The following is a 24549-nucleotide window of genomic DNA, read 5'->3' on the forward strand; positions in this document are numbered from 1 at the left end:
ACGTTGGAAAATATTTGACCAATGGAACGGCTGTCTTTAAAATTTTTATAAAATAATAGCTTTATAAGGAAGGAAGCGTTTAAATGTATAGAACAACCATCGAACCCCGTGTATCAGAAACAGACGGAGTCGGTCATATTAACAATACGGTTCTGCCCGTCTGGCTGGAGGCCGGCCGCAATCCAATCTTTAAGCTGTTCACACCTGATGATAACTTCGCCCATTGGAAAATGATCATTTTGAATATGAACATTGAGTACACGAGCCAGATCTTTTTTGGTGAAGGTGTTGAGGTGCGGACATGGGTCAAGAAAATAGGAAATACGAGCCTGCAGCTGTATGAGGAAGTGTGGCAGAACGATACGCTATGCTCGAAAGGCCATACCACTTATGTTAATTACAATCTGGAAAAGCAGGAGTCAGAAAGAATTCCGGATGGTATTCGTGAGGAGCTCGAAAAGCATGTATATGAAGAGTGAGAAGCAGCCTGATCTGTCAGGCTGCTTTTGTTTGTTCTCATAATAAAAACAGCTTTATATATTGATCGCGAGCCTGTTCAGGAATTTTTTCTCAGGTCACTTGGCTTGCCTTGAAAATAAGCGGTGGCCAATAAAGAAGATAGTAATATCAGCTCAAATATATTTGTGACAGCGCCGCTTTCTACCGGAAGCTCAACGGCGCTTCCGATGATCATTAATAGCGATCCGATGAAAAACCAGGCCCACTTTTGCTTCCGCCAGATCACTATCGAAGCAGCAAGAAGAACGAAGGAGACCATCAGAACCATAAGCGGCGGTCCGCCTGACGTCTCGGCACTGCTATAGCTGAGAACACCGTATTCCAAGCGTGGCTCTAATTCTAGACCAAAAACTTCTGTAAAAAGTTCAAGGAGTATTAAAAGAAGAGTTAATAGAAAAGCAGAAATCCGGGTGATTGAGCTTTTTGCCCAGCTGATCTCAGCCTGATCGAGCGTTTTCCAGGAGAACAGGGTGAGAAGGGGAGTGAAAAAGGCATGAATCCAGAAACGGACCAAATTTAAACCTTCCAGCAGGGGGCCTTCACCGATAAATCGGCCGGAAGCAATAATTCCATTATCATAAACAAGTCCTGCGATTACCGGCAGCAGGAACAAGACACTGCCCACCTTAAAAATCCTGAGAGCTAAAACGAGCAGAATGAAATAAGCCAGTGACAATAAGCTGAAAAGTAATGTATCCATTATTATTTCTCTCCCCATTCTTCATAATTTTTCTATGCTTACTACACCTTCCCAATTGCTTTTACTCCTAATCTTATTAAAAATAACCTTCACAATAACCAGGATGGATTTCCTATTTTCTATTTTTTCAGAAAATTACATAGATAAATTCCTTTAAATAAGTTAGAATATTAACTAAATTACAAATTGTATACAATTATTGTACACAATAAGAGGATGAAAAGCTTATGGCTAATCGAAAGAATAGTGAGGAGCTTGCTTTTGAAAAAGTGAAGCGGGCGATCATGCTTAAGAAACTAAACCCTGGTCAGCGAGTGACAGAGGAATGGGTAAGCAAGGAGCTGAAGATGAGCCGGACGCCAATCCGTGCAGCGTTTAAGAGATTGGAGAATGCCGGGTTAATTCAGCTGATACCAAATAAGGGGGCGGTTGTATATAACCCATCAGATGAAGAATTGGAAGACGTTTTTAATCTGAGAATTGTTCTCGAAAGATATGCGGCTGAATTAGCCGTCAAAAAATTGACAGAAGAGAATATAAAGACGCTGGAGCTTCTGCAGCAGCAGGAAATCAAAGCCTATCAAGAAAGAGATTTTGAAGAGTTTATGAGAGTCAATGGGTTAATTCATACATTTCCTGCCACCATCTCAGGAAATAAGTTTTTGTTAGAAGAAGTAGAGAAGCTCAATCAATGGTCAGACGGCTATCTCATTTTGCGTGATGAATTTTATTCAATACCTTTTGATGAAGTGAAGTCCATCCCGGAGCATCACGCGATCATAAGTAAATATAAGGAAAGAGATAGAGAAGGATTATGTCAGGCCATTGAAAACCATCTGCTTTCAACCTTGAACGACTTGTCCGAAAGATCATCTATTTTTAATTAAAAAAGGAGAGAGAAAACATGACAAAAAATGCTGTAGTAAGTACGAGCCTGCCAGGACCGCGCGCGAAAGAGCTTCTTGAAAGGCGTCATCAGATCGTACCCGATGCGGTCAGCTATGGAATTCCTACATTTGTAGAAGAAGCAGAAGGGGCACGGGTAACGGATGTGGATGGAAATACGTTTATTGATTTCGCAGGGGCAATCGGTACGATTAACGTCGGCCACTGCCATGAAAAAGTGAAAGAAGCCCTGCACGACCAGGTGGAGAAGTTTATTCATACAGGCTTTAATGTCATGATGTATGAACCTTACATCGCTTTAGCCGAAAAGCTCGCCGAGTTGGCTCCTGGTGAACACGATAAAAAAGTTCTCCTGCAGAACAGCGGAGCAGAAGCGGTGGAAAATGCCGTGAAAGTGGCCCGCAAATATACCGGCAGGTCAGGAATCGTGACGTTTGCCAATGCATTTCATGGCCGGACATTAATGACAATGTCGATGACGAGCAAAGTAAAGCCTTATAAATTCGGCTTTGGTCCATTTGCTCCTGAAGTGTATAAAGCACCTTTCCCATATGCCTATCGTCGTCCTGAAGCAATGAACGAGGATGAATATATCGATTATATGATTGAACAGTTTCAAGATTTTCTTATTAAAGAGGCAGCTCCGGAAACAATTGCTGCGGTCGTTATGGAGCCTGTCCAGGGAGAGGGCGGATTTATCGTTCCTGATCCGAGGTTCGTGCAGGCTGTAAAACGTCTTTGTGAACAGCATGGTATTTTGTTTGTTGCTGATGAAATTCAGACAGGCTTTGGCCGGACCGGCCGTTACTTTGCCAGTGACCATTATGATATCATTCCTGATTTGATTACGGTTTCCAAGTCTTTAGGTGCGGGTATGCCGATCAGCGGTGTCATCGGACGCAAGGAAATAATGGATGCCGCTGGACCAGGGGAACTGGGGGGTACATACAGCGGAAATCCGGTCAGCTGCCGTGCAGCGCTTGCCGCTATTGAAATCATTGAAGAGGAAAACCTGAATCAACGGGCAGAAGTGATCGGCCAGCAGGTAAAAGATGTTTTTTACGATTTAAAGGAAGAAGTCGACTGTATTGGAGATATCCGCGGCTTAGGTGCTATGGTAGCTGTTGAAATTGTCAGTGACAGAGAAAAGAAAACACCTGATAAAGAAGCCACCGCTAAAATGCTCGCTTACGCTCAGCAGCAAGGTCTGCTCGTATTGGGAGCGGGTGTATATGGAAATGTGATCCGTTTCTTAATGCCACTTGTTATTACAGATGAAGAACTGGAAGAAGGGTTAAGCATTATTACAAAGGCTGTCCGCGAAGTGTGGAGCGAGAAGTCACAATATTCCGTATAAAAGGAGTGGTTTCATGGGAGAAGACAAGAAACTGAAAAAAGTGCTGACTAACTTTGATTTACTTTTCTTAGCTTTAGGGGCCATGCTCGGCTGGGGCTGGGTCGTCCTTTCCGGGTCGTGGATTACTTCCGCTGGCTCATTCGGAGCAGTGATCGCTTTCTTAATCGGCGGCCTTCTCGTCATTTTTGTCGGTCTGAATTATGCCGAGCTGGCTTCCGCTATGCCGAAAGTAGGCGGTGAGCATGCGTATGTGCACCGTGCGCTTGGGCACAATATGTCGTTTATCGCTTCCTGGGCGATAACGCTCGGTTATGTCTCTGTCGCGACTTTTGAAGCGGTGGCTCTGCCAACCGTCATTCATTTCCTAATGCCGGATTATGAAGCTGGTTATTTATGGACGGTAGCCGGTTTTGATGTGAACCTGAACTGGGTGCTGATTGGATCGGTCGGAGCTCTCATCATTACCGCAATTAATTATATCGGTGTAAAGCAGGCGGCCGCATTTCAAACCTTTTTAACACTATTAATTGTTGGTGTAGGTCTTCTGTTAATCTTTGGGGCCGGTCTGAATGGAGAACCTGCCAATTTGTCCCCATTCTTTATTGATGGAGGCGCCGGAATTATGACGGTGCTCGTCATGGTGCCATTCTTATTTGTAGGTTTTGACGTCATCCCGCAGGTGGCAGAAGAAGCAAACCTTCCAAGAAAACAAATTGGAAAGCTGCTCATTTTTTCAGTATCAGCTGCCATTATATTTTATTTAGCCATTGCGCTTGGTGTTGGCCTTGGATTAAATCAGTCACAGCTCGAAGGTACAGAATTGGCCACAGCTGATGCGATCGCCAGCCTTTTCGGTTCACAGTTTTTTGCCCAGCTGTTAATTGTCGGCGGGGTAGCCGGGATTATTACGAGCTGGAACTCCTTCATTATTGGCGGAAGCCGTGTCCTCTATGCGATGGCAGAGTCCGGTATGCTGCCATCCTGGTTTGGCAAGCTCCATCCTAAATACAAGACACCTTCCAATGCTGTTTTATTTATTGGTGTGCTGTCTATGCTCGCACCGCTTCTCGGTGAAGCTGCACTCGTCTGGATTGTGAATGCCGGCGGACTGGGGATTGTGACGGCTTACTTTTTAGTTGCACTATCTTTTATTGTTTTACGAAAAAGAGAACCAGAGATGGAACGTCCTTTTCGGGCAGCAAAATCACCTATCTACGGCTATCTCGCCCTTATTTTAAGCTTTGGATTTATTACACTGTATATGCCGGGAATGCCGGCGGCTCTTGTCTGGCCTTACGAATGGATTATGATTGCCGGCTGGACACTGCTTGGAGCATTTTTCTTTTTTAAATCGAGAAGCGGAGCTTATGATCAACAGACAGTCAGTAAGAAAGAAGCTTTATAGGAGGAGAAGAACAAATGGATATATATATTAACGGCAAAACTCACAGCACAACTCAAGTAATCGATGTCCTTAATCCATTAAATCAAGGAAAAATTGATAATGTTCCCGATGCCGGTGAAAAGGAAGCAGAGCTGGCTGTTGAGGCTGCCTTTGAAGCTTTTCATAAGTGGAAAGAGACAGCAGCAGAAGAGCGGGCGGATTTCCTATGGCGCTGGAATGAATTGATTGATGCTCATAAAGAAGAACTTGCTGAAACAATGACAAAGGAACAGGGAAAGCCACTTAAAGAAGCATTAGGGGAAGTGGACTACGCCAACCAGTACATTTCCTGGTACGCAGAGGAAGCCAAACGAATTTATGGAGAAACGATTCCCGCTTCCAAACGCAATAAGCGGATTTTGATCCAGAAGCAGCCTGTTGGGGTGATGGCCGCCATCACTCCTTGGAACTTCCCGGCAGCTATGATTACGCGTAAAGTGGCTCCTGCCATTGCCGCCGGCTGTTCTGTTTTAATTAAGCCGGCAGAGCAGACGCCGCTTACCGCCATCAGGCTCGTAGAACTCGCCCATGAAGCGGGAGCGCCGCCCGGACTGATTAATATTGTCACAGGTGATGCAGCGACCATCAGCGATGTATGGCTGTCCGATTCCCGTGTGCGCAAGCTGTCCTTTACAGGATCTACAGAAGTAGGCAAGCTGCTGATGAAAAAGTCGGCAGATACGATGAAGCGGATTTCCCTGGAGCTTGGCGGGCAGGCACCTTTTGTCGTATTAAAGGATGCAGACTTAGATAAAGCAGCCGCCGGGGCTGTTGCTTCCAAGTTCCGCAATGCCGGGCAGACTTGTGTTTGTTCAAACCGCTTCTATGTTCATGAATCAATCGTAGAGCCTTTTACTGAAAAGCTTAAAGCAGCTGTAGAGAAGCTTAAGGTGGGAGACGGATTAGAGGAAGAGACCGATATCGGGCCGCTTATTGATAAGGATGCTTATGAAAAAGTAACCCATCATATTCAAGAGGCAGAAGAAAATGGTGCGTTAGTAGCGGTCGGAGGCAAAGGTTTTGTATCGAATCAGGGTTTCTTTGTAGAACCTACAGTGCTGACAAATGTTGAGGATTCCATGCTCTGCATGAGAGAAGAGACCTTTGGGCCTGTTCTGCCGATTTCCACTTTTATAGATGAAGCTGACGCCATTCAACGAGCAAATGATACACCATTTGGCCTGGCTGCTTATTTATTCACAGAGAATCTTACGAAGGCGCTGACGCTTTCTGAGCAGCTGGACTATGGAATTGTCGGGCTAAATGATGGTGCACCCTCAGCCGCTCAAGCTCCGTTTGGAGGATTTAAGGAAAGCGGCTTAGGAAGAGAAGGCGGCCATCATGGATTGGAAGAATATTTAGAAACAAAGTATATCTCTATAGGATTATAATTACCGGGTGAGCACCTCCAAGACGGAAAAGGTGCTCACTTTTTTACTCTGCTGCTAAAAAATTCAACTTTTCAGAAAACTATGATACGATGACGTTATTATCGAAAGGAGGGGAAATATGGAATTTTTCGCAGCAGAAAAAGTGAATGAATTATTGCAGATGGATGAAACCATCCGCTCCATCGAAGACTTCTATCTAGATGAGAAATCAGGCGACATCATTATGCCTGACCGGATGCACATTGAGGACAACGGCAATACGAGCCTGCTCATGCCCTCTTATTTTGGCGATTATTATGCAACAAAGCTTGTAGGAGTCGCTCCTAAAAACACGGAGCTCAACAAACCGACCATACATGGTCTGATGGTCCTCTACAGCCGGCAGACAATGGAGCCGCTTTTCATGTGTGATGCCGTGCCGATTACCGCACTGAGAACGGGGGCACTTGGAGGACTCGGAATGAAATATCTAGCAAAAGAAAATGCCTCCTCATTAGGTATTATCGGCACAGGTACTCAAGGGTGGAGCCACCTGCAGTCCGCCTATGCGGTACGACCGATTCAAAGAGTAACAGTATACAATCGAAGCGAGGAAAAACTGGATAGATTTATAGAAAAAGCGCGTCAATCTTTTCCGGACTTACATATCGAAAAAGCTTCTATGGAAGAACTGGTCACCACCTCAGATATTATTGTCACCACGACAACCTCAGAAACCCCTGTCCTTCCCGAACTCCCGCCTGAAAGCTATAAAGGAAAGCTGATCACAGGCGTCGGATCATTCCGCAGAGCTATGCAGGAAATTCCTGATGCTGTGCTGAAGCAGGCGGATGAAATCTATGTAGATGCCAAAAGTGCTTTTCAGGAATCCGGCGATATGATTAAAGCTCAACAGCTCGGCACAGATCCGGATCAGACGCTTTCCCTGAAAGAAATTATAGAACGTCAGCATCGACCCCAGCATCTCGAAAACAAGTCTATTATTTTCAAATCTGTCGGTGCGGCAATTTTTGACTTAGTTACCGTAAAAGCACTCTATGAAAAATTGAAATAAGGTGTCAACTTATCGCGTTTTCCATGGGAGTTCTTTTGAGGTGGGGTACCAGGTTCCGTTTGCCGGAATAAAGAGAATCGGGCCTGGGGAAAGACTCGCTTTCCATGGGCGAACGGTGAGCTTCCTCGGGCTAAAGCCCTCCGGGATCTCACCCTGTTCTATCCTCCCATAGGAGTCTCGTCGTTTCCCCTGGCCCTTTATGTTTTTTAGAGTAACGGAACCTTAATGTAAGAGGACTAAGTTAGAGAATATCCCTCCAAACATAGTGTTCCGTTTATACCATTACCTGTAAAGAGGCGGGGAAATGGCGAGACTCCTGCAGGGAGATAGAGCCATGGTGAGATCTGCGAGTGCAACGAGCTAGCTCACCGGCTCCCCGCGGAAAGCGAGTCAATTCCCAGCCTCGTTTCTCTTACTACAGTAAATGGAACAGTCTTATTCCTTCTCAAAAGTGAGAAAGAGCAAAGAAATTGTGAGTCCCTGCATATAGATTGAGTCAAATAAGAGAGGATGAAGCGGTTTGAAAGAAATAACGAGAGCGAAGTGGAAGGATCCAGGTATCATTATGGTCATCACCCTTCTGCTGATTTCATCAGTAGTATGGATCTGGTGGCCGACCGAAATTTATTGGATGGGCATTTCACTGGCAGGATGGCTGATGTTCTTTTGCTTCTTCATCTGGCTGCTGCTTACGTTCATCTATGTAATTTGGATTGAGAAAATAGAAAAAAGTGAGGAGGGGTAGGACATATGCAGGTAATGGAAGCATCCATCTTAGCCGTTTATCTACTATTTATGACGTTTATAGGAATCTATTTTGCTAAAAGAGCCCACTCTTCAGAGGATGATTACTGGACGGCAGGCAGGAATATTAACAGTTTTGTAGGATCATTCGCTTTGTTTGCTGCCGTAGCCAGCTCAAGCTCATTAATGGGAGCCGTCGGATCAGGGGTGACACTCGGAATCCCTTTTTTATTCGCCTACGGTTTTGGTGCAGTTGCGATTCCTTCATTTGCCCTATTTCTTATTTCCGGGCAGATCCGGCGTGCAGGCGTTAAAACAATGCCGGAATTTTTCCTCATTCGATTTGGCAAGCCTGTCCAGATCGTAGCCGCTGTAATTGTTGTACTCAGTATGACCTTCTATATGGTGCCTCAGCTTACAGCCTCTGGTTTAATCGGTTCTTACGTACTGGGCATTGATTACACTACAGCGGTAATTGTGCTTGGCATAGGGTTTACGCTTTACGCAGCCTTAGGCGGCATGTGGGCGATTACATATACGGATTTGATTCAGGGAGCAGTTATGGTCATCGGAATGTGTGTGCTTGCCATTCTGATTCTCGTCGATCATGAAGGATTGGGCACACTGATCCAGGATGCTCTTGCTGCCGATCCTGCCTTCGGAGAAGTTACACAGCCGTGGATGTCTTACTTTGGGTTATTTCTCGCCTTTCTTTGGTTCGGTGTTGTTTCACCATCAGCAGTTATGAGGAATTTTGCCTCCAGAGATGCAAAAACAGCACGTCGTTCAGCGCTTGGTGCTTGTATTTTATATTTGTTTGTTTTTATCTTTGGAGCGATTATCGCTTCCGCCGGTGCAAGCCTCGGCATTATTGATTCCCTTAACAATCAGGATATGATTTTTATTTCAGTCATTGAACACTACATGCCGCCGGTACTCGCCGGAATTATGCTCGCTGGTCTCCTGGCTGCGATTATGTCTTCAGCGGATGCGATGCTGCTTGCGATATCAGCCGGAGTGGCCCATGACTTGTATAAAGGTCACCTTAATAAAGAAGCATCGGAAAAAAACGTGACCCGTCTTGGATTTATTGTTATGATTCTGGCCAGTCTTGTTGGTATTTATTTTGCTATTGATCCTCCGCAGCTTATTGCCATTATGGTCGGCTGGGTCAGCGGTGCCATGCTGTCTGCCTTCGGTTTTCCGATCGTTCTCGGCATCTGGTGGAAGCGGGCCAATATGGCAGGAGCTTTAGCAGGAATGCTGGGAGGCTCGGCCGCCTTCATTATTATGGCTGCCCTGCCGTTCGCTCTCGTAGCTGAACCTATTGTAGCAGCTCCTGTATCCGCCATACTGATGATTATCGTCAGTCTGATGACACCACCGCCATCTGAAACAATGCAGCGTGAAGTCGATCGTTATCACTCCCATATTGAAACAAAAGGATGAGTCTTATGAATCAAGTAAGCAGCAAAACCCTTCAGCTGATCGGTACAGGCGAAGGGGTGAAAAAAGAAGAATTGTCAGGGCTGATTTATAGAAGTTTGGGAGTGCAAGTAAAGTTAAACAAACGTTTGACCAAGGACTACCTTAAGGATCATATTACAGAACAGCAGATGTTTTATCACCCATTGTGGGTAGGCAAGCTGCTCGTTATCGCCGACCGTAAACCATTTCCCCCGAGAAAAAAGCCGAATATGGTATTTATCGATGCGGTTTCCGGGTATCGCGGTCTTTTTCCGAGTGTACCTCCACTGAAAGGAGCAGAAGCATCTGCTGCTCAAACCGTTGGAGCTGAAATCACAAAACAGGAAGCCGAAGAGAAATACATCATCGATATTCAAGAAAAACAAATCAACCGCAGTTATGTATTAAAAAAGCCGCGTTACGAATTGAGAGAACTTTTTCTCACATATCTTCCCCTCTGGAAGATCCGTGTTGATTCTAGCTATTTAACGAAAGAATTTGTGATCAACGGAAACACGGGAGAATCTGAAGAATTTATGAGCAAGCTGTGGAAAAGCCGGGAATGGCGGCTTTAATGGAAGAGTCCCCTGCCGGGAATAGAGCAGGGGACTTTTTTAGTGAACATTAGAGAAAAGCCGTCACTTTAACTGCAGCTTTGTAACCAAAATAAAGGCCAAGGCTGATCAGAACAAGGCTGGCTGCATATGTAACCAGCTTCAGCACTCCTGGCTTTAACATGGATTTACTAAAATGAACAGTGAGCGCCAGATTTAGATTCCATAAGCCGATGCCGATAAAGATGGCACTGCTAATATAGAAGGCCCGGAGAATATTATCATCCTTTAAAGAATCACTGAGGACTGATCCGTAGATACTCAGCCAGAATAATAGATTTAAAGGATTAAACGCAGCTAAGGATATCCCCGTCAGGTAGGGGCGTATTAAACCTGATGTTCCCCCGCGCTGTTCAAGCGATTCTACTTCCGTGTCCAACCTATTCAAAAAGCTCTGAATACCTGTATAAGTTAACACAAAGGCGCCAAAAATGAGGAGGATGATCTGGACCCAGTTTAAAGCCAGGTATTCTGAAAGGCCCTGGTACATTAAGTACATAATTGTGAGATCAGCTGTCATGCCCCCTGCGCCTACAAGCAGAGAGGGCCAAAAACCTTGATGAATTCCTCTTCTGATGATCTCAATATTGATAGGGCCGATAGGGGCTGCAATCGATAATCCAAGTACAATCTGTCTTATTAATAGTAAGAACATGCCATGCCCTCCCGGGTTAAATAAGCTTGTCCTTACATTTATGAGTGATGAAGTAAAATTAGAAGTAAAAGAAGGGAGGTCCTTTAAGAAAAGGAGGAACTCCCCTTTTTAAGAGAGCTTCCTTTCCTCCATCAGCCTTCTATCTCACTCGTTAACGCGTGCGTATTGCCTTCCGTGTCATTGAAAAAAACCAGCCAGGTTTCTGTTGTTTCCATTTTGGCTACCGCGTGTGGTTCCCCACGGAAAGAGACGCCGTTCTCCACCATGTTTTGATAAGCCTCTTTTATGTCATCGACATGAAAGTAGAGGACAGAGCTCTTATGGTCAAATTCTTCTTTTTCGGGAAGGCTTAAAAGCAGACGGATCTCCCCACATTCCAGAAAAGCCATATTTTCTGTATGAAACTGCAGTTCTAACCCAAGATTGCTTTTATAAAATTCGATCGCTCTGTCAATGTCTCTTACATTAATACCGATCTGGCTGATTCTCTCAATAGTTCCCTGCATAAAACCTCTCCCTTTTGAGTTTTCCTTAATTATACTGGATATCAAGAAAAACCCTCTACCATTTATTTGGCAGAGGGATTTATTCTACAAAACGACTTGCTTACGAACCTCCTGTGCTGCATGTTTCGGTTTGAAATAAATGATACTTGCGATAAACAGAACGAGAGCGTTAGAGAAAATAAACAGCCCAATGATTCCTGCACTATGGAGCGGCTCATAAAACAGAACATTTACTGCTAAGAGTGCAACCACCGCAATGACAGTGACCGGTCCTTTTACAGAAGGAGCTCGATTAATTTTCCATTGGCCGGCATTAAGTAAAACCGTAATGATAACCATCGTCAGGACGTTGACACTCATGCCGATCCACACTGGGTGAATGTTCAGATGAAAATCTGTCGGGCTCCACCCGCTTAAATAGTACCAGAGGAAACCGGCCGAAAAGCCTCCAAACAGGGAACTGACAACAGCTCTTTTTGTAACAAGCGGCCAAAATAAAGCTGCCACAACAGGTGCAAACGTAGCTGAGTTTCTAATCGTCCATGCGAGCACGTTCCACCATGCAGACTGCTCGGTTCTTAAGAATCCAAAGACAATCATTAATCCTGTGAGAATCAGCAGAGACCATTTCGTATAGCTTACCAGCTTTTCTGGTGACGCCTCTGGAAATATTGCGCTGCCGACGTCTTTTCCTAAGCTTGTTGCGCCGGAGAATTGGCATGGGGCTCCCCAGCCAAGCGCACACGCCCAAATGCCAAGAAAGAATAATCCGGCGAGCGGTGCAGGAAGAACTTCCATGAAATATTGAGGAAGCGCCACAAGACCAAGGCTTTCATTCGGCACGACAACAGCTGCAGCTAAACCGAATAAAACGCCTAATACAATAAAAGGGATCCCCATAAAGCTGGCCACAATCAGTCCTTTTCTGCCTTCTTCAGGAGTTCGGCATGATAAAGCCATTTGGAAGGCCGCCTGAGCCAAAATAACGTTTACGAGAAATGTGGCAAACCAGACGAGAATAACCTGAAGTCCGGCGCCGCCCCAGTCAAACATTTGCGGCTTGTCTACAGCCAGCTGCTGAAGACCCGAAATTCCCGGGTTTATGAAAAAAGCGATCGTTCCGATAATAAACATAATAGCAAAAACGATAGAATTCATCGTCTGGGTAAAAGCTACAGACCACATGCCGCCGGCTTGCAAATAAATAAAGAGTAAAATAGCAGAAAACGCAACGGACAGAGACAGCGAAATCCCTGTAAATACGTGAAAAGCCGAAGCAAAGGCAATCGCTGTCGCTACAGACCACATGGGGAAAGCAACAGCCGTTATGATACCTGCCAGCCCTTTGGCGGTACGGCCGAAATTATCACCGATTAAACCGGAAATAGTAACAATAAGCTTTTCACGAAAGGATTTAATCAAAAGCAGGGCAATTATTAAAACCTGAATAGTTTCAGCGACTCCGTACCAAATCGCAGAAACACCCGTCAGATAAGAGAGCTCCACAATTGATATATAGGTAGACCCGGAAAACAGTCCTGTAATACAGAAGGCAACGGTCCACCAGCGGAAGGTGCGTCCCCCGACAAAATACTGGTTGCCGCGGCGGGCTTTTCGTTTTGCAGCATTTCCAACAATAATTAAAGCCGTGGTATAAAGCAAAGCAAGCAAAATCATCCATATTCCATAAGACGTCATCCCTGTACCTCCTCATTGATTTTCCAAATCAGTTCAATTTGAATGCCTGCATCTTGAAAAAGATTAAAAGCAGGACAGCGTTTTTTTACTAAATAAATAAAATGATACGCATCGATTTCCGGCTCCGCGAATTTAATATCCACTAACAGTGACACATGCTGGAAGTGAGGACTGACATCTGCCGTTCCAGCAAGGCCGGCTTTATCAATCGTTCCTTCAGATGAGGAGTCGAGACGTTCAATCGTCCAGCCATTTTCCTTAGCAATCATTTCGATTACGATCATTAAACAGCCGTTAAAGGATCCAAGAACATATTCCATCGGAGTCATTGCCTGATTCGTCCCTCCGAGCTTCTCAGGCTCATCGATCAGGAATTCAAAATCACGAATGGAATGTTTATTTTGAAACGCGTTGGTACGTGAGCTTTCTGCCTTAATCGAACGTAATGTTGACTTTGTTTGATTTTCCATTGATAATCCCTCCATTTATAGATAAATAAAAAAGCCTCCAACTTTTCTGAATGAAAAATTGAAGGCTTGGAAATGATGCGTCCCGGCTCTTATCTTTCAGACAGAAATGTCTGCTGGAATGAGCACCTTGTTTAAATAAACAGGTTGCCGCGGGATCACAGGACCAGGTTCCTTCTCCGCTCTTGATAAGAAAATTATGAAATTACTGAACATTGTAGAGCTTTGTTTCATTAAAGTCAATGGTAAATCCTAGGGGGATACTTGGTTTTTAAAAAGGATTTTACAAACGGAGGTTATAGTTAGAAGTGAAGGGGCATAGAAAAATAGAAGCCTTGGATATAAACTTCTTTCATTTTTGCTTAATTTAGTTAACTGTGTCTGGGAACAGGCTTCTAGGTTTCATAGTTCCGTTTACCTTTATAAAGAGAAGCGGGCCTAGGGAAACCACTCGCTTTCCATGGGCGAACGGTGAGCTTCCTCGGGCTTTTAGCCCTCCTGGATCTCACCCTGTTCTCTTCTCCGATAGGAGTCTCGCCGTTTCCCCCGGCCCTTTATTTTTTTAGAGTAACGGAACCATGAGTAAGAGAGCTTCGTCATTGGAGATCTTAATGAACCTACAGCGTTCCGTTTCCACTACTAACAATTAAGAGGCTGGGAAATGGCGAGACTCCTGCAGGGAGATAGAGCCGTGGTGAGATCCGCGAGTGTAACGAGCTAGCTCACCGGCTCCCCGCGGAAAGCGAGTTATTTCCCAGCCGCTTTTCTCTAAACGAGATGAACGGAACCGCTTATTTCGTGCAGTAATCACCAGAAATAAGAGAAATGGCGAGACTCCTGCAGGGAGATAGAGCCATGGTGAGATCCGCGAGTGCAGCGTGCTAGCTCACCGGCTCTCCGCAAAGGGAGTCATTTCCCAGCCTCTTTTCTCTACTCCAGTAAACGGAACCGCCTCCTTCTCATCAATCAATTCAAATAAAAAATACAGGCAGCATCGCCTGTATTTTATGGATTTATAAAAATGGCTTCAAGCGGCGGCTGTTCTCCCGCAAATCCAACAGCCACAATGGTATAGCTTTCGTTTGGATTCAGCGTAACCCCTGGTAGGGTCAGCACAACATTTGGCGTTCCGGCTGCGCGTACTTCGAGATCAACGGTTCCCGGCTGCAGGGTGAGATAGCGAGTAGCTTTGCCGAACGGCACATTTCGAAACAGGATATCCCCGCCTTTTACTGCTATATCAACGGCAGGGGCATTTGGAGACAGATGCCAGAATCGCACTTTGGCTTTACCGGAGGACACACTATCACTGTCTATCACGGCAAGGAGGTGCAGGTTTTCTACTGGACCTGCGGCCGCAACGGTATACATGTTTCCGGCGCCAACCTCTACCATTTGGGTGAGGACAGGCTGGCTCGTTTGTCCAGACGGATAAATATCTATTTTATATTGTCCGGCAGGAACGGTTAAATAGTCACTTCGCTGCTTATAGGCGAACCTTTCTAAAAGCGGCTGTCCATTTACATATACGTCTACTTCCGGAGCATTAGGGGAAGCATGAAGTAAGCGAACCCTGGCTTCTCCGTTGATTCTCAATGTATGATCCTGACGTTCACTCATCATCCTTTGCATACACTCCAAGTGTTTTTGGTAATAATAAATATGCATTTGAGGGTTGCTGTACTTATAAAATTGGGACATTAAATCATACTTGGCCGCTTCCCATGCTAGTTGATCAAAATTTTTCTGGTCCATTTCCGTACTCCTTTCAAACAAACTGACACCATTAGCCTATTCATCTTTTTACATTAGGCATCTTGTCTGTTTTATTTATACGAGGGATAATAAAGGTGGAGTAAATTGGAAATGATTGATGATCTCTTATTAATATAGATAAAAAAAGGGGAAATTACATATGAAAAAATGGATGGTTCTCGGTTTATTTCTCTTTCTTTTAACCGGATGTGTCAAAGGGGATTTCGCCGTTAAAATCAACAAGGACGGCAGCGGTGTAAATACAATTACCATTGGAGTGGAAGAAGAGGTGCTCGAGCAGTTCGGATCAGAGGATGGAACGATTTCTGCTCCTTATGAAGACTTGGAAGCCCAGGGGTATACAATTAAGAAAATAAATGAAGAAGGTTTTACCGGATTCCGGGCGGTCAAGGAATTTGAGGATGTCAGGGATATGAAAGTCATTCCGGAAACCGAGCAGATGAAGCAGGAATCCTCCGAAACAAATACAGCAGCCCCTGAGGAGCCGCCGATCGATTTTAGTGTAGAGGAAGGATTTTTTACAAACACATATAAACTTGAAGGAGAAGTCGATCTTGAGAATTCGCTCGGTCTTGGAGGGGGAATGGACCGGCTGCTCTCAAATCAGATGGATTTAACGTTTACGCTAGATCTGCCGGTCAAAGCCTCTGAACATAATGCTGATCAAGTGGATGGTCGGGCATTGACCTGGCAGATTGAACCGCTTGGCGTTACAAATATAATGGTTGAAGCTAAAGCACCAAATATTAAAAATATCATTTGGACAGCTGTCGGATTACTAGTGGTAGTGATCCTGGTTATCTTCGCGGTGAAAAAAAGTCAAAGGCGCAAAGAACTTCCGTAGCTAGGAAGTTCTTTTTTATTCCTCTTCTTTTATGTCTTCCCGCTTGGGCTCCTGACCATCCCGATCGAGCGGATTGACTTCATTACGAATCAATCGATCAGTTTTATCGTCATTTTCATCATAGACATTGCTGCGGTTGTTATGGGTTCGTTCAATCGGCGGACCTTCATCGCCTGGATGGTTGGTACGTTCATATAATAAGTCATCTGTCCTGTTGCCGTTAATGTTACAGGCCGATAAAAGGATGGCGGTAAGAACAAAGGTTAAACTTAAGATTTTAGAATTCAATTTCATATTTCTATCCCTCCTGTTCACTAGCTGTTTACCTTTAATATCTGCGTTAATTTTGCCAAATATCTATGGTAATAAAAGACAAGCTGGCTATTAAAAAAAGAATTGTCTTTTCATAAGAAAAGGCTTACACTATTATTGAACAGGTCATCTGATGACCTTACTAATTTATAACTTATTTAATGTAAGCGTTCGCAGCTGAGGAGGAACCAGGATGTTATTGTTAGTGGCTTTTAGTGCAATTATTGCTCCATTTGTTTTTCTCGTGCTTTTTAGGATGCCTGCAAGGAAGGGGATGTTTCTCAGTGCACTTATCGTCATTTCTCTGGCGTTCTTCGTTTGGGGAATGAACAGTAATGTTATCGCAGCTTCAATATTACAGGGGATACATAAGACGTTAACCATTCTGTTTATTTTATTTGGTGCGATTGTATTGCTTAACACCTTAAAACGTACGGGTGCTGTCAATCGAATAAACGAGGGATTCCGCAGTATCTCCACAGATATGAGGGTGCAAGTGGTTATTGTCGCTTTTCTGTTTGGCTCGTTAATCGAAGGTGCCGCCGGATTTGGTACACCGGCTGCGGTTACGGGTCCTCTGCTCGTCGCGCTTGGATTTACACCGATGGCTGCCGCGGTAGTGGCACTCGTAGCAGACAGCTCGGCTGTTCCGTTTGGTGCTGTTGGAACTCCTGTACAAGTGGGCTTAAGCAACCTGCCGAACGCAGGACTTGAGTTATTCAGAGAAATTGGTGTACAGATTGCCTTTTTGGACTTATTTGCTGGGACATTCATTCCTTTTGTGATTATTGTGCTTTTGACTGTATTTTTTGGGAAGAAAAAAGGTTTTAAAGATGCTCTTGAACTTTTGCCTTGGGCGCTTTTTATCGGGATTGTCTATACGTCATCGTCTCTGTTATATGCTTTTTTGTTCGGTTTCGAGTTTGTGGCGATCCTTGCCTCGCTGACAGGGTTAATTGTTGCTGCCTTAACAGCGAAAAAAGGGTTTCTGCTGCCGGCTGCCACCTGGCAGGATGCGCTTGAAGATGTAAAAGAAAATGAAGCAGCCGCAGCAGGTGAGCCGTCATCCATGCCTCTGCTGACTGCCTGGGCGCCTTACTTAATTATCGTTGCTCTTCTGTTGCTGACCAGAATTGTTCCATCTGTTAAAGAGGCAGCAATGACATGGGTTGATCTGACGTGGAACAACATTCTCGGTGTGGAAGGGGTCACTTCGGCCTGGGAGATCCTTTATTCGCCAGGAACGGTACTGGTAGCAGCAGCCCTCTTATCTTTAATCATTCAGAGGAAATCATTTCAATGCTTTACAGGGGCATCTAAGGAATCCTTTTTATCTATGAAGGATGCCGCTCTGGCCTTAGCAGCCACACTTGCCCTTGTGCAGGTGTTTACGAATTCAGGCATCAATACGAGTGACTTGATCAGCATGCCGGAATATATTGCTCAAACACTGGCTAGCAGCTTTGGTCCGATCTGGGTATTTATGGCGCCTTTTCTTGGAGAGCTGGGTTCTTTTATAACAGGAAGTGCTACAGTATCTACTCTTACATTTTCTCCAATTCAGTACAATATTGCAGAACAGGTGGGTTTTGACACAAACACGGTGCTGTCCCTGCAGATTATTGGAGCCGCTGCCGGCAATATGATTTGTGTCCATAACGTCGTGGCCGCAGGGACAGTTGTCGGTCTCTCCGGAAAAGAAGGAGATATTATTCGAAAAACGATTGGCCCGGCGCTGCTTTACGGACTTTTCGTAGGAATAGCCGCGTTCATCTTCGGAGCTATTGTTTAAGTCACAAATTTTCTCGTTCCGTTTTATCTCCATTAAATAAGGGCATATGCCATATCAATAACTTAAAGTAATAAAAGGAGCGATTTGGTGACATCTCATCCATTAATTAACTCTTCTGTTCTCTTATTTACGCTTACTTTCTTCAGCGTCTGGTTTGCTGTTACAAATTCTGGTGGCGTAAAGTATCTCTTTGTCGTCCTAGCCATCCTTTCATTCGCTGGAGGAGTTTACAGAAGCTTAAAGTACGGAAAGAAAAGGAATGTCTGATACTCCCTCTTTTTCTTAATCCCTCCTTTTGGAGTACAATAGAAAAAAGAAGGGTAATGGAAAGTTGAGGGACAAACGTGCAATACAAACCAATTCGACCAAAGAAAATTTATGAGCAGGTGGCTGATTCTCTGCTGGATTCGTTGAAAAATAATGAATTGAAGCCTGGGGACAAGCTTGATAGTGTGGAACAGCTGGCGAAGAGCTTTAATGTAGGTAGATCGGCGATCAGGGAAGCCTTAAGTGCTTTACGGGCAATGGGAATTTTAGAAATGCGTCAAGGAGAAGGAACGTATGTGAAAGCTTTTGAAGCCAATCGGTTCTCACTGCCGATTTCTGTAGCATTTTTGATGAGCCGCAAAGATGTTGTGGAGCTGCTGGAAGTCCGTCAGATTCTTGAAGTCGGGGCTGCTGAATCCGCAGCACTTCATCACACGCAGGAAGATTTAAAGCCGCTGGAGGATGCGCTGATCGCAATGGAAGAAGCAAAAGGCAATGGAGAACTTGGGGATCAGGCAGATCTTGCTTTTCATGTTGCATTAGTCAAGGCGACACACAATCAGATGCTTACTCATCTCATGCAAAGTGTTGCCGACATTATGGTTCAAGCCATGAGAGAAACGAGAAAGCTGCTGCATACCGATGAAGGAACGGAGCGGCTGCTTGAAGAACATCGTCAGATTTTTGCCGCTGTTACTGAACGGAATGAAAAGAAAGCACGTCAGGCGATGAGTGAGCATTTGAGAAAAGTAGAACAGTCGTTAATGGATTACTTAGAGGGTTAAAAGAAGAAAGGTGAAAGACTTTCTTCGACTAACTCATCAGATGACCTTATGTTAAAAGGGAGGAAATTCAAATGAAGGTATCCTTATTTATCACATGTCTGTGTGATATGGTGACTCCTGACGTAGGAAAAGATACGGTTCAGCTGCTGGAGAGATTTGGATGTGAGGTCGATTTTCCAGCCAATCAGACATGCTGTGGACAGCCCGCCTATAATAGCGGCTATGTTAAGGAAGCTAAAGAAGGCATGAAACAAATGATTAAAGCTTTCGAGAAAAGTGATTATGTCGTAGGGCCGTCCGGTTCCTGTGTTCACATGCTGAAGGAGTATCCGAAGGTATTAAAGGATGAACCGAAATGGAAGGAAAGGGCGGAAGCATTAAAGGAAAAATCATATGAGCTCACACAGTTCCTTGTTGAAGTATTAGGAGTCAAGGACGTCGGCTCTACCTTTAAAGGAACCGCAACCTATCATCCTTCCTGTCATATGACGCGCCTGCTCGGCGTGACGGACGCCCCTCGGATTCTGCTTGAGAATGTAGAAGGCTTAAACATTATCGACCTGCCGTTAAAAGAAGACTGCTGTGGATTCGGCGGAACGTTTGCCGTGAAAAATGCAGCCGTGTCAGGGGAAATGGTACAGGAAAAAGCGGAACACATTGATGAAACGAAAGCCGAATACTTAATTGGCGGAGACATGGGCTGTCTTATGAATATGGGAGGAAGGCTGCGCCGAAATGATAAAGAGGTCAAGGTTCTTCATATTGCTCAAGTATTGAACAGTCAATAAGAAAGGAGACCGGAAATGAGTATAAAAATCAGCGAAAAGACGTACGCAGAGCGAATACAGGCAGGCATTGACAATGCGTTTATGCGGCAGGCTGTCTCCTCAGCACAAGGACGGTTTCGAACGAGAAAGGCAGCGGCCGCAGATGAACTCGGTGACTGGGAAGACTGGCGGACACTTGGTGAAGAAATTAGAAGCCATACCTTAGAAAACCTTGATTACTACTTACAGCAGCTCAGCGAACAAGTTGAAAACCGGGGCGGCACCGTATTCTTTGCCAAGACAGCAGAAGAAGCGAACGAGTATGTACAAAAGATCGCTCAGGAAAAACAAGCTAAAAAAGTCGTAAAAGCCAAATCAATGGTAACGGAAGAAATCGGCTTAAATCATGCCCTCGAGCAAACAGGGTGTGAAGTCGTTGAATCTGATTTAGGAGAATGGATTTTACAGCTTGACGAAGATCCACCTTCTCATATTGTCACACCCGCCCTTCATAAAAATAGAAAAGAAATACGGGAGACTTTTATGGAGAAAAGAGGCTACACCGGCTCGGACGACCCTGAAGAACTAGGAGCATTCGCCCGCGAGCAGCTGAGGAAGGATTTCCTGGCGGCAGACATCGGAATTACAGGCTGTAACTTTGCTGTTGCTGAATCTGGCACCGTTACGCTCGTAACAAATGAAGGAAATGCCCGTATGGTCACTTCACTTCCTGATACGCAAATTTCTGTCATGGGGATGGAACGAATTGTCCCGACTTGGGAAGATCTTGAAGTGGTGGTCAGCCTGTTGACCCGCTCAGCTGTCGGTCAGAAGCTGACGAGCTATATTACCTCACTTACCGGCGCAAGACAGGAAGGGGAAGTCGATGGACCGGAAGATTTCCACCTCGTCATTGTCGATAACGGACGCTCGAAAATTTTAGGAACCGAATTTCAATCCGCACTGCACTGCATTCGCTGTGCAGCCTGTATAAATGCCTGCCCGGTTTACCGGCATGTCGGCGGCCATTCCTACGGATCTATTTATCCAGGACCGATTGGAGCTGTACTTACACCGCTGCTTGACGGTTATGAAGATCATAAGGAACTTCCTTACGCTTCGTCTCTCTGCGCGGCATGTACCGAAGCCTGTCCGGTAAAAATTCCGCTGCACGAACACTTAATCAGACACCGCGAAATCATTGTTGAGAAAGAAAAAATGGGGACGAAGGCAGAAAGCGCCATGATGAAAGGCTACGCCAAGTGGGCTTCCAATCCGGCCGCTTACAAACTGAGCACGAAAATGGCCCATACCGCCTTAAAGCCCTGGACAAAAGACGGACACATCGAAAACGGACCCGGTCCGCTGAAAGGCTGGACAGATTCGCGTGATTTCCCGTCACCTGCCAAGGTCAGCTTTAGAGATTGGTATAAGAAAAGAGAGAAAAGGAGGGGACACTAATGGCCGTCTATAACCGGGAGAGTTTTTTAGATCATGTTGCTGAAAACTTAGGACGCCCCCGTAAAACAGAGGTGGCTCCTCCTGAATATTCTGTTCATCCCCAGTCACGTGTACTGGCAGATGCTACTGCCGAGGAGCTCGTCGACGTTTTAGAGAAGCAGTGCGATGTTATTCACACCACTTTTAAAAGAACAACGGCAGAGGGGCTTGCTGAAGCTTTAAGAATTACTTTAGAGGAGTATGGGGCGAGGGAGGTCGTGGCAGCCGGCGGACCGCGTAACGAATCGACAGGGCTCAATAACTGCTATGAGATTTTAAAGCATGACGGCTACAATGTTCATATCTGGGATGAAAAGGAAGGGAGCCGCAATCTGACCCTAGCAGAACGAGCAGGGGCCGGAATTGTGTGCAGCGACCTTACCCTTGCTGAATCTGGGACGGTTACGCTTTTTAACGACAGATTCAACGGTCGCTCGATCAGCCTTCTGCCTGAAACGTTTATTGCCGTTATTCCTAAAAGTACGCTCGTCCCGCGCATAACGCAGGCTGGGCAGTTAATTCATGCGGAAGAGCAGAAAGGGAATGCTGTTTCTTCCTGTGTCAGCTTTGTCACCGGACCAAGCAACAGTGCCGACATTGAAATGAATCTGATTGTCGGTGTACACGGTCCTGTTAAAGCCACATACATTCTAGTTGATGATCTATAACGTGCAGAACCAGTCTGAAAAAGGCTGGTTTTGTTGTATTTTACGAGGGCTAACTCGTTTTCCAGAGACCGATGGCGAGCTTCTAAGCTTTGGTCTATGATCCTATACCGTTTCTTAGAACCGAGAGAAACGGTTCCGTTTGCTTTTTATAAAAGAATCGGGCCTGTGGAAACGACTCGCTTTCCATGGGCGAATTGTGAGCTTCATCGGGCTTTTAGACTTCCAGGACCTCACCCTTGGTCTGTACTCCCATAAAGGCTTCTTAGATTAAAGGGAATTTTGTTCCGTTTGCCTGAATGTGGAGAACCGGGCCTGGGGAAACAACTCGCTTTCCATGGGCGAACGGTGAGCTTCCTCGGGCTTTTAGCCCTCCGGGATCTCACCCTGTTCTATCCTCCCATAGGAGTCTCGTCGTTTCCCCCGGCCCTTTACGTTTAATAGGAGTAACGGAACACTGAGTAAGAAAAGACCATTTCCTTAAGAGAGGTTACTGAAACTATAGTGTTCCTTTATACTCTCCATGGTAAAAGAGGCTGGGAAATGGCGAGACTCCTGCAGGGAGATAGAGCCAAGATGAGATCCGCGAGTGTAACGAGCTAGCTCATCGGCTCCCCGCGGAAAGCGAGCTATTTCCCAGCCGCTTTCTTCTTACTTCCGCAAAACGGAACAACCTCTCCCTAGGTCAATCCATTATGAACGAGAAGAGGTTAAACAAAAAGGAAAGGAATGATATGATAGAGCAATCAAATGATCGTATGAGAGGCTGAATACAATTGGAGATCGTATGGTTTCTTCTGATTATTTTTATCGCATCCACATTGCAGACAAGCACCGGTTTTGGCTTCTCCATAATGGCCACCCCTTTTTTACTGCTGCTTTTCGAGCCAAGGGAAGCTGTGCAAATTAACCTCATATTATCACTCGTCATATCTTTAGCTATGCTTAACAAGATCAAAAAGGATATAAATTACGGGATCCTTAAACGATTTACAGCAGGCAGCACAGTCGGGCTGCCTGTCGGTATTTTTATATTTCTTATCCTTCCTATCAATATGCTGAAGCTCGTCGTAAGTATAATCATTCTTTCTTTAACGACGGGTCTCATCCTGAAATTTAGAATCAATCAGACGAAGGGGCGGGATTTGGCAGCCGGAAGCTTATCGGGCACATTAACGACAAGCATAGGAATGCCGGGTCCTCCGCTGCTGCTGTATTTTTCAGGAACAGACACGGAAAAGGCAGTATTACGAGCCACTACGCTGGCTTTTTATTTATTTATCTATTTAGTCAGCTTAATCATTGATATTTGCTGGTACAGACTCATTGATTTGGACATCAAGCTTACTTGGCCTGCCTGTATTAATCATTGGTTTGTTTGTGGGACAGCTGATTTATAAGTGGATCAGCCCTAGCATGTTTCAATGGTTTATATACATCCTGCTGTTATTTACCGGCTTCTACATGCTTTTTGAAAATACAGCAAAGATTATCTAAAACGGACAGGGAATTTTACGAGATCCTGAACACTTCCATCATTCGCACTCCGGGTGTAAACAAATATTTCTCCTTCCGCTGAAGCAGGAGAGGAGTCAAATTTTACAGGGATTGAAAAAGTGCCGTAGAGAGGACCAGCAGCCGATGCCTGAATAGGTGCTTCTTCTGTCACTACACGTCCCGAGCTGTCTGTAATCCGATACAGGATGCCGCCTTCATATGCTCTTGCAAACCCGCTTAAAGGGCTGCCTTCCTGAACGATGGTAGACGGAAACGGGCTGGTTACTAAAATGTTGACAGATGAAGGAAGGGGCACGGCTAAATAAAAACCTGGATAAATGACGTCAGGTGAAAGACCCGGACGATATTTATTAGCATTGAGAAGAGCAGACAGGGATATGCCAAAACGACGGCTTAAGCTGTTAAGTGTATCCCCAGACTCTACTTCATATATAAAAACAGGCACATTTAGAAACTGATTGGGATAAATAAACATCGGATTCGCTACTTGAGGATTAATTCCTTGGAGCAAATCCACACTGGCTGAATATCTTTGGGCAAATGAATAAAGGGTATCTCCTTGACTGACCATCTGGTAAGTTTTGTGAAGACCGGGACGAGTCAGCACCAGCACCTGCCCGGGATAGATTAAACCAGGGTCAGTAATAGGAGGATAAAGAGCATTAGCAGATACAATCAGAGAGACATCTGTTCCGAATCGATTGGCTAACGTATAAAGAGTATCTCCCGGTTGAATGGTGTAGAGAAAGTGAGTCTGGTCGACGAACGGCATTTTCCTTCACTCCTTGTATTATAAAAAAC

Annotated in this window: 23 protein-coding genes, 1 pseudogene and 1 riboswitch; of the genes and pseudogenes, 16 read left to right on the forward strand and 8 right to left on the reverse strand. The window is 45.0% G+C overall.

What is annotated here, in order from left to right:
• Positions 1-83: 83 nt before the first annotated feature.
• Positions 84-479 (forward strand): acyl-CoA thioesterase, encoded by a 396-nt coding sequence (locus B7E06_RS01235; RefSeq protein ID WP_082232151.1) that lies wholly within the window; start codon positions 84-86, stop codon positions 477-479.
• Between the two features lie 77 nt (positions 480-556).
• Here B7E06_RS01235 and B7E06_RS01240 read toward each other — a convergent pair whose 3' ends face one another.
• Positions 557-1219: a hypothetical protein gene (locus B7E06_RS01240; RefSeq protein ID WP_082232152.1), complete on the reverse strand. Its 663-nt coding sequence runs from the start codon at positions 1217-1219 to the stop codon at positions 557-559.
• A gap of 227 nt (positions 1220-1446) precedes the next feature.
• Between B7E06_RS01240 and B7E06_RS01245 the strand changes: the two genes are divergently transcribed.
• The 8 genes from B7E06_RS01245 to B7E06_RS01280 all read left to right on the forward strand — a co-directional run bounded on the left by B7E06_RS01245 (position 1447) and on the right by B7E06_RS01280 (position 10157).
• A complete protein-coding gene (locus B7E06_RS01245; RefSeq protein ID WP_082232153.1) occupies positions 1447-2106 on the forward strand; it encodes a GntR family transcriptional regulator in 660 nt (219 codons plus the stop codon).
• 17 nt (positions 2107-2123) lie between these two features.
• Positions 2124-3482, forward strand: coding sequence for a 4-aminobutyrate--2-oxoglutarate transaminase (gene gabT / locus B7E06_RS01250; protein WP_082232154.1), 1359 nt, complete (start codon positions 2124-2126; stop codon positions 3480-3482).
• A gap of 13 nt (positions 3483-3495) precedes the next feature.
• Entirely contained in the window at positions 3496-4887 is a 1392-nt protein-coding gene (locus B7E06_RS01255; RefSeq protein ID WP_082232155.1) for an APC family permease, read from the forward strand.
• A 14-nt stretch (positions 4888-4901) separates the two neighbouring features.
• On the forward strand, positions 4902-6317 hold the full coding sequence (locus B7E06_RS01260; RefSeq protein ID WP_082232156.1) for an NAD-dependent succinate-semialdehyde dehydrogenase: 1416 nt from the start codon (positions 4902-4904) through the stop codon (positions 6315-6317).
• A 118-nt stretch (positions 6318-6435) separates the two neighbouring features.
• Positions 6436-7371, forward strand: coding sequence for an ornithine cyclodeaminase family protein (locus tag B7E06_RS01265; RefSeq protein WP_082232157.1), 936 nt, complete (start codon positions 6436-6438; stop codon positions 7369-7371).
• Between the two features lie 520 nt (positions 7372-7891).
• Positions 7892-8116 carry a hypothetical protein gene (locus B7E06_RS01270; protein ID WP_245807647.1) on the forward strand — a complete coding sequence of 75 codons (225 nt, stop codon included), beginning with the start codon at positions 7892-7894 and terminating at the stop codon, positions 8114-8116.
• Between the two features lie 5 nt (positions 8117-8121).
• Positions 8122-9564, forward strand: coding sequence for a sodium:solute symporter family protein (locus tag B7E06_RS01275; RefSeq protein WP_082232158.1), 1443 nt, complete (start codon positions 8122-8124; stop codon positions 9562-9564).
• A gap of 5 nt (positions 9565-9569) precedes the next feature.
• Positions 9570-10157 carry a hypothetical protein gene (locus tag B7E06_RS01280; protein WP_143414431.1) on the forward strand — a complete coding sequence of 196 codons (588 nt, stop codon included), beginning with the start codon at positions 9570-9572 and terminating at the stop codon, positions 10155-10157.
• 49 nt (positions 10158-10206) lie between these two features.
• On the opposite strand, the gene B7E06_RS01285 is transcribed toward B7E06_RS01280, so the two are convergent.
• From B7E06_RS01285 to B7E06_RS01305, 5 genes are all read right to left on the reverse strand, one after another.
• Positions 10207-10851 (reverse strand): LysE family translocator, encoded by a 645-nt coding sequence (locus B7E06_RS01285; protein ID WP_082232160.1) that lies wholly within the window; start codon positions 10849-10851, stop codon positions 10207-10209.
• A gap of 131 nt (positions 10852-10982) precedes the next feature.
• Positions 10983-11357, reverse strand: a complete 375-nt coding sequence (locus B7E06_RS01290; protein WP_082232161.1) for a VOC family protein — start codon at positions 11355-11357, stop codon at positions 10983-10985.
• 84 nt (positions 11358-11441) lie between these two features.
• The gene (locus B7E06_RS01295) at positions 11442-13055 is read right to left on the reverse strand and encodes a sodium:solute symporter family protein (protein ID WP_082232162.1); all 1614 of its coding nucleotides are present in this window, start codon (positions 13053-13055) and stop codon (positions 11442-11444) included.
• The gene (locus B7E06_RS01300; protein WP_179133913.1) at positions 13052-13525 is read right to left on the reverse strand and encodes an OsmC family protein; all 474 of its coding nucleotides are present in this window, start codon (positions 13523-13525) and stop codon (positions 13052-13054) included. The genes B7E06_RS01295 and B7E06_RS01300 overlap by 4 nt, the downstream gene beginning before the upstream one ends.
• A gap of 86 nt (positions 13526-13611) precedes the next feature.
• Positions 13612-13717: riboswitch (SAM riboswitch) on the reverse strand.
• Between the two features lie 810 nt (positions 13718-14527).
• Positions 14528-15277 (reverse strand): DUF4397 domain-containing protein, encoded by a 750-nt coding sequence (locus tag B7E06_RS01305; RefSeq protein ID WP_082232164.1) that lies wholly within the window; start codon positions 15275-15277, stop codon positions 14528-14530.
• Positions 15278-15437: 160 nt separating this feature from the next.
• Between B7E06_RS01305 and B7E06_RS01310 the strand changes: the two genes are divergently transcribed.
• Positions 15438-16142, forward strand: a complete 705-nt coding sequence (locus B7E06_RS01310) for an LppM family (lipo)protein (protein ID WP_082232165.1) — start codon at positions 15438-15440, stop codon at positions 16140-16142.
• Positions 16143-16157: 15 nt separating this feature from the next.
• Here the strand turns inward: B7E06_RS01310 and B7E06_RS01315 are convergent, their stop codons facing one another.
• Positions 16158-16436, reverse strand: a complete 279-nt coding sequence (locus B7E06_RS01315; protein ID WP_082232166.1) for a hypothetical protein — start codon at positions 16434-16436, stop codon at positions 16158-16160.
• Between the two features lie 211 nt (positions 16437-16647).
• On the opposite strand from B7E06_RS01315, the gene B7E06_RS01320 reads away from it, so the two are divergent.
• From B7E06_RS01320 to B7E06_RS01350, 6 genes and pseudogenes are all read left to right on the forward strand, one after another.
• Positions 16648-18246, forward strand: a complete 1599-nt coding sequence (locus B7E06_RS01320; RefSeq protein ID WP_082232167.1) for an L-lactate permease — start codon at positions 16648-16650, stop codon at positions 18244-18246.
• Between the two features lie 344 nt (positions 18247-18590).
• Complete coding sequence (locus B7E06_RS01330) at positions 18591-19298, forward strand: FadR/GntR family transcriptional regulator (protein ID WP_082232169.1); 708 nt, start codon at positions 18591-18593, stop codon at positions 19296-19298.
• A 71-nt stretch (positions 19299-19369) separates the two neighbouring features.
• The gene (locus B7E06_RS01335) at positions 19370-20086 is read left to right on the forward strand and encodes a (Fe-S)-binding protein (RefSeq protein ID WP_082232170.1); all 717 of its coding nucleotides are present in this window, start codon (positions 19370-19372) and stop codon (positions 20084-20086) included.
• A 15-nt stretch (positions 20087-20101) separates the two neighbouring features.
• The gene (locus B7E06_RS01340; RefSeq protein ID WP_082232171.1) at positions 20102-21526 is read left to right on the forward strand and encodes a LutB/LldF family L-lactate oxidation iron-sulfur protein; all 1425 of its coding nucleotides are present in this window, start codon (positions 20102-20104) and stop codon (positions 21524-21526) included.
• Positions 21526-22233 (forward strand): LutC/YkgG family protein, encoded by a 708-nt coding sequence (locus tag B7E06_RS01345; protein ID WP_082232172.1) that lies wholly within the window; start codon positions 21526-21528, stop codon positions 22231-22233. The genes B7E06_RS01340 and B7E06_RS01345 overlap by 1 nt, the downstream gene beginning before the upstream one ends.
• Positions 22234-23006: 773 nt before the next feature.
• A pseudogene (locus B7E06_RS01350) lies at positions 23007-23727 on the forward strand (sulfite exporter TauE/SafE family protein).
• Here the strand turns inward: B7E06_RS01350 and B7E06_RS01355 are convergent.
• Complete coding sequence (locus B7E06_RS01355) at positions 23720-24520, reverse strand: LysM peptidoglycan-binding domain-containing protein (protein ID WP_082232173.1); 801 nt, start codon at positions 24518-24520, stop codon at positions 23720-23722. The pseudogene B7E06_RS01350 and the gene B7E06_RS01355 overlap by 8 nt on opposite strands.
• Between the last annotated feature and the right edge of the window lie 29 nt (positions 24521-24549).

The sequence above is a fragment of the Halobacillus massiliensis genome, assembly GCF_900166625.1.
Lineage (GTDB): Bacteria > Bacillota > Bacilli > Bacillales > Halobacillaceae > Halobacillus_A > Halobacillus_A massiliensis.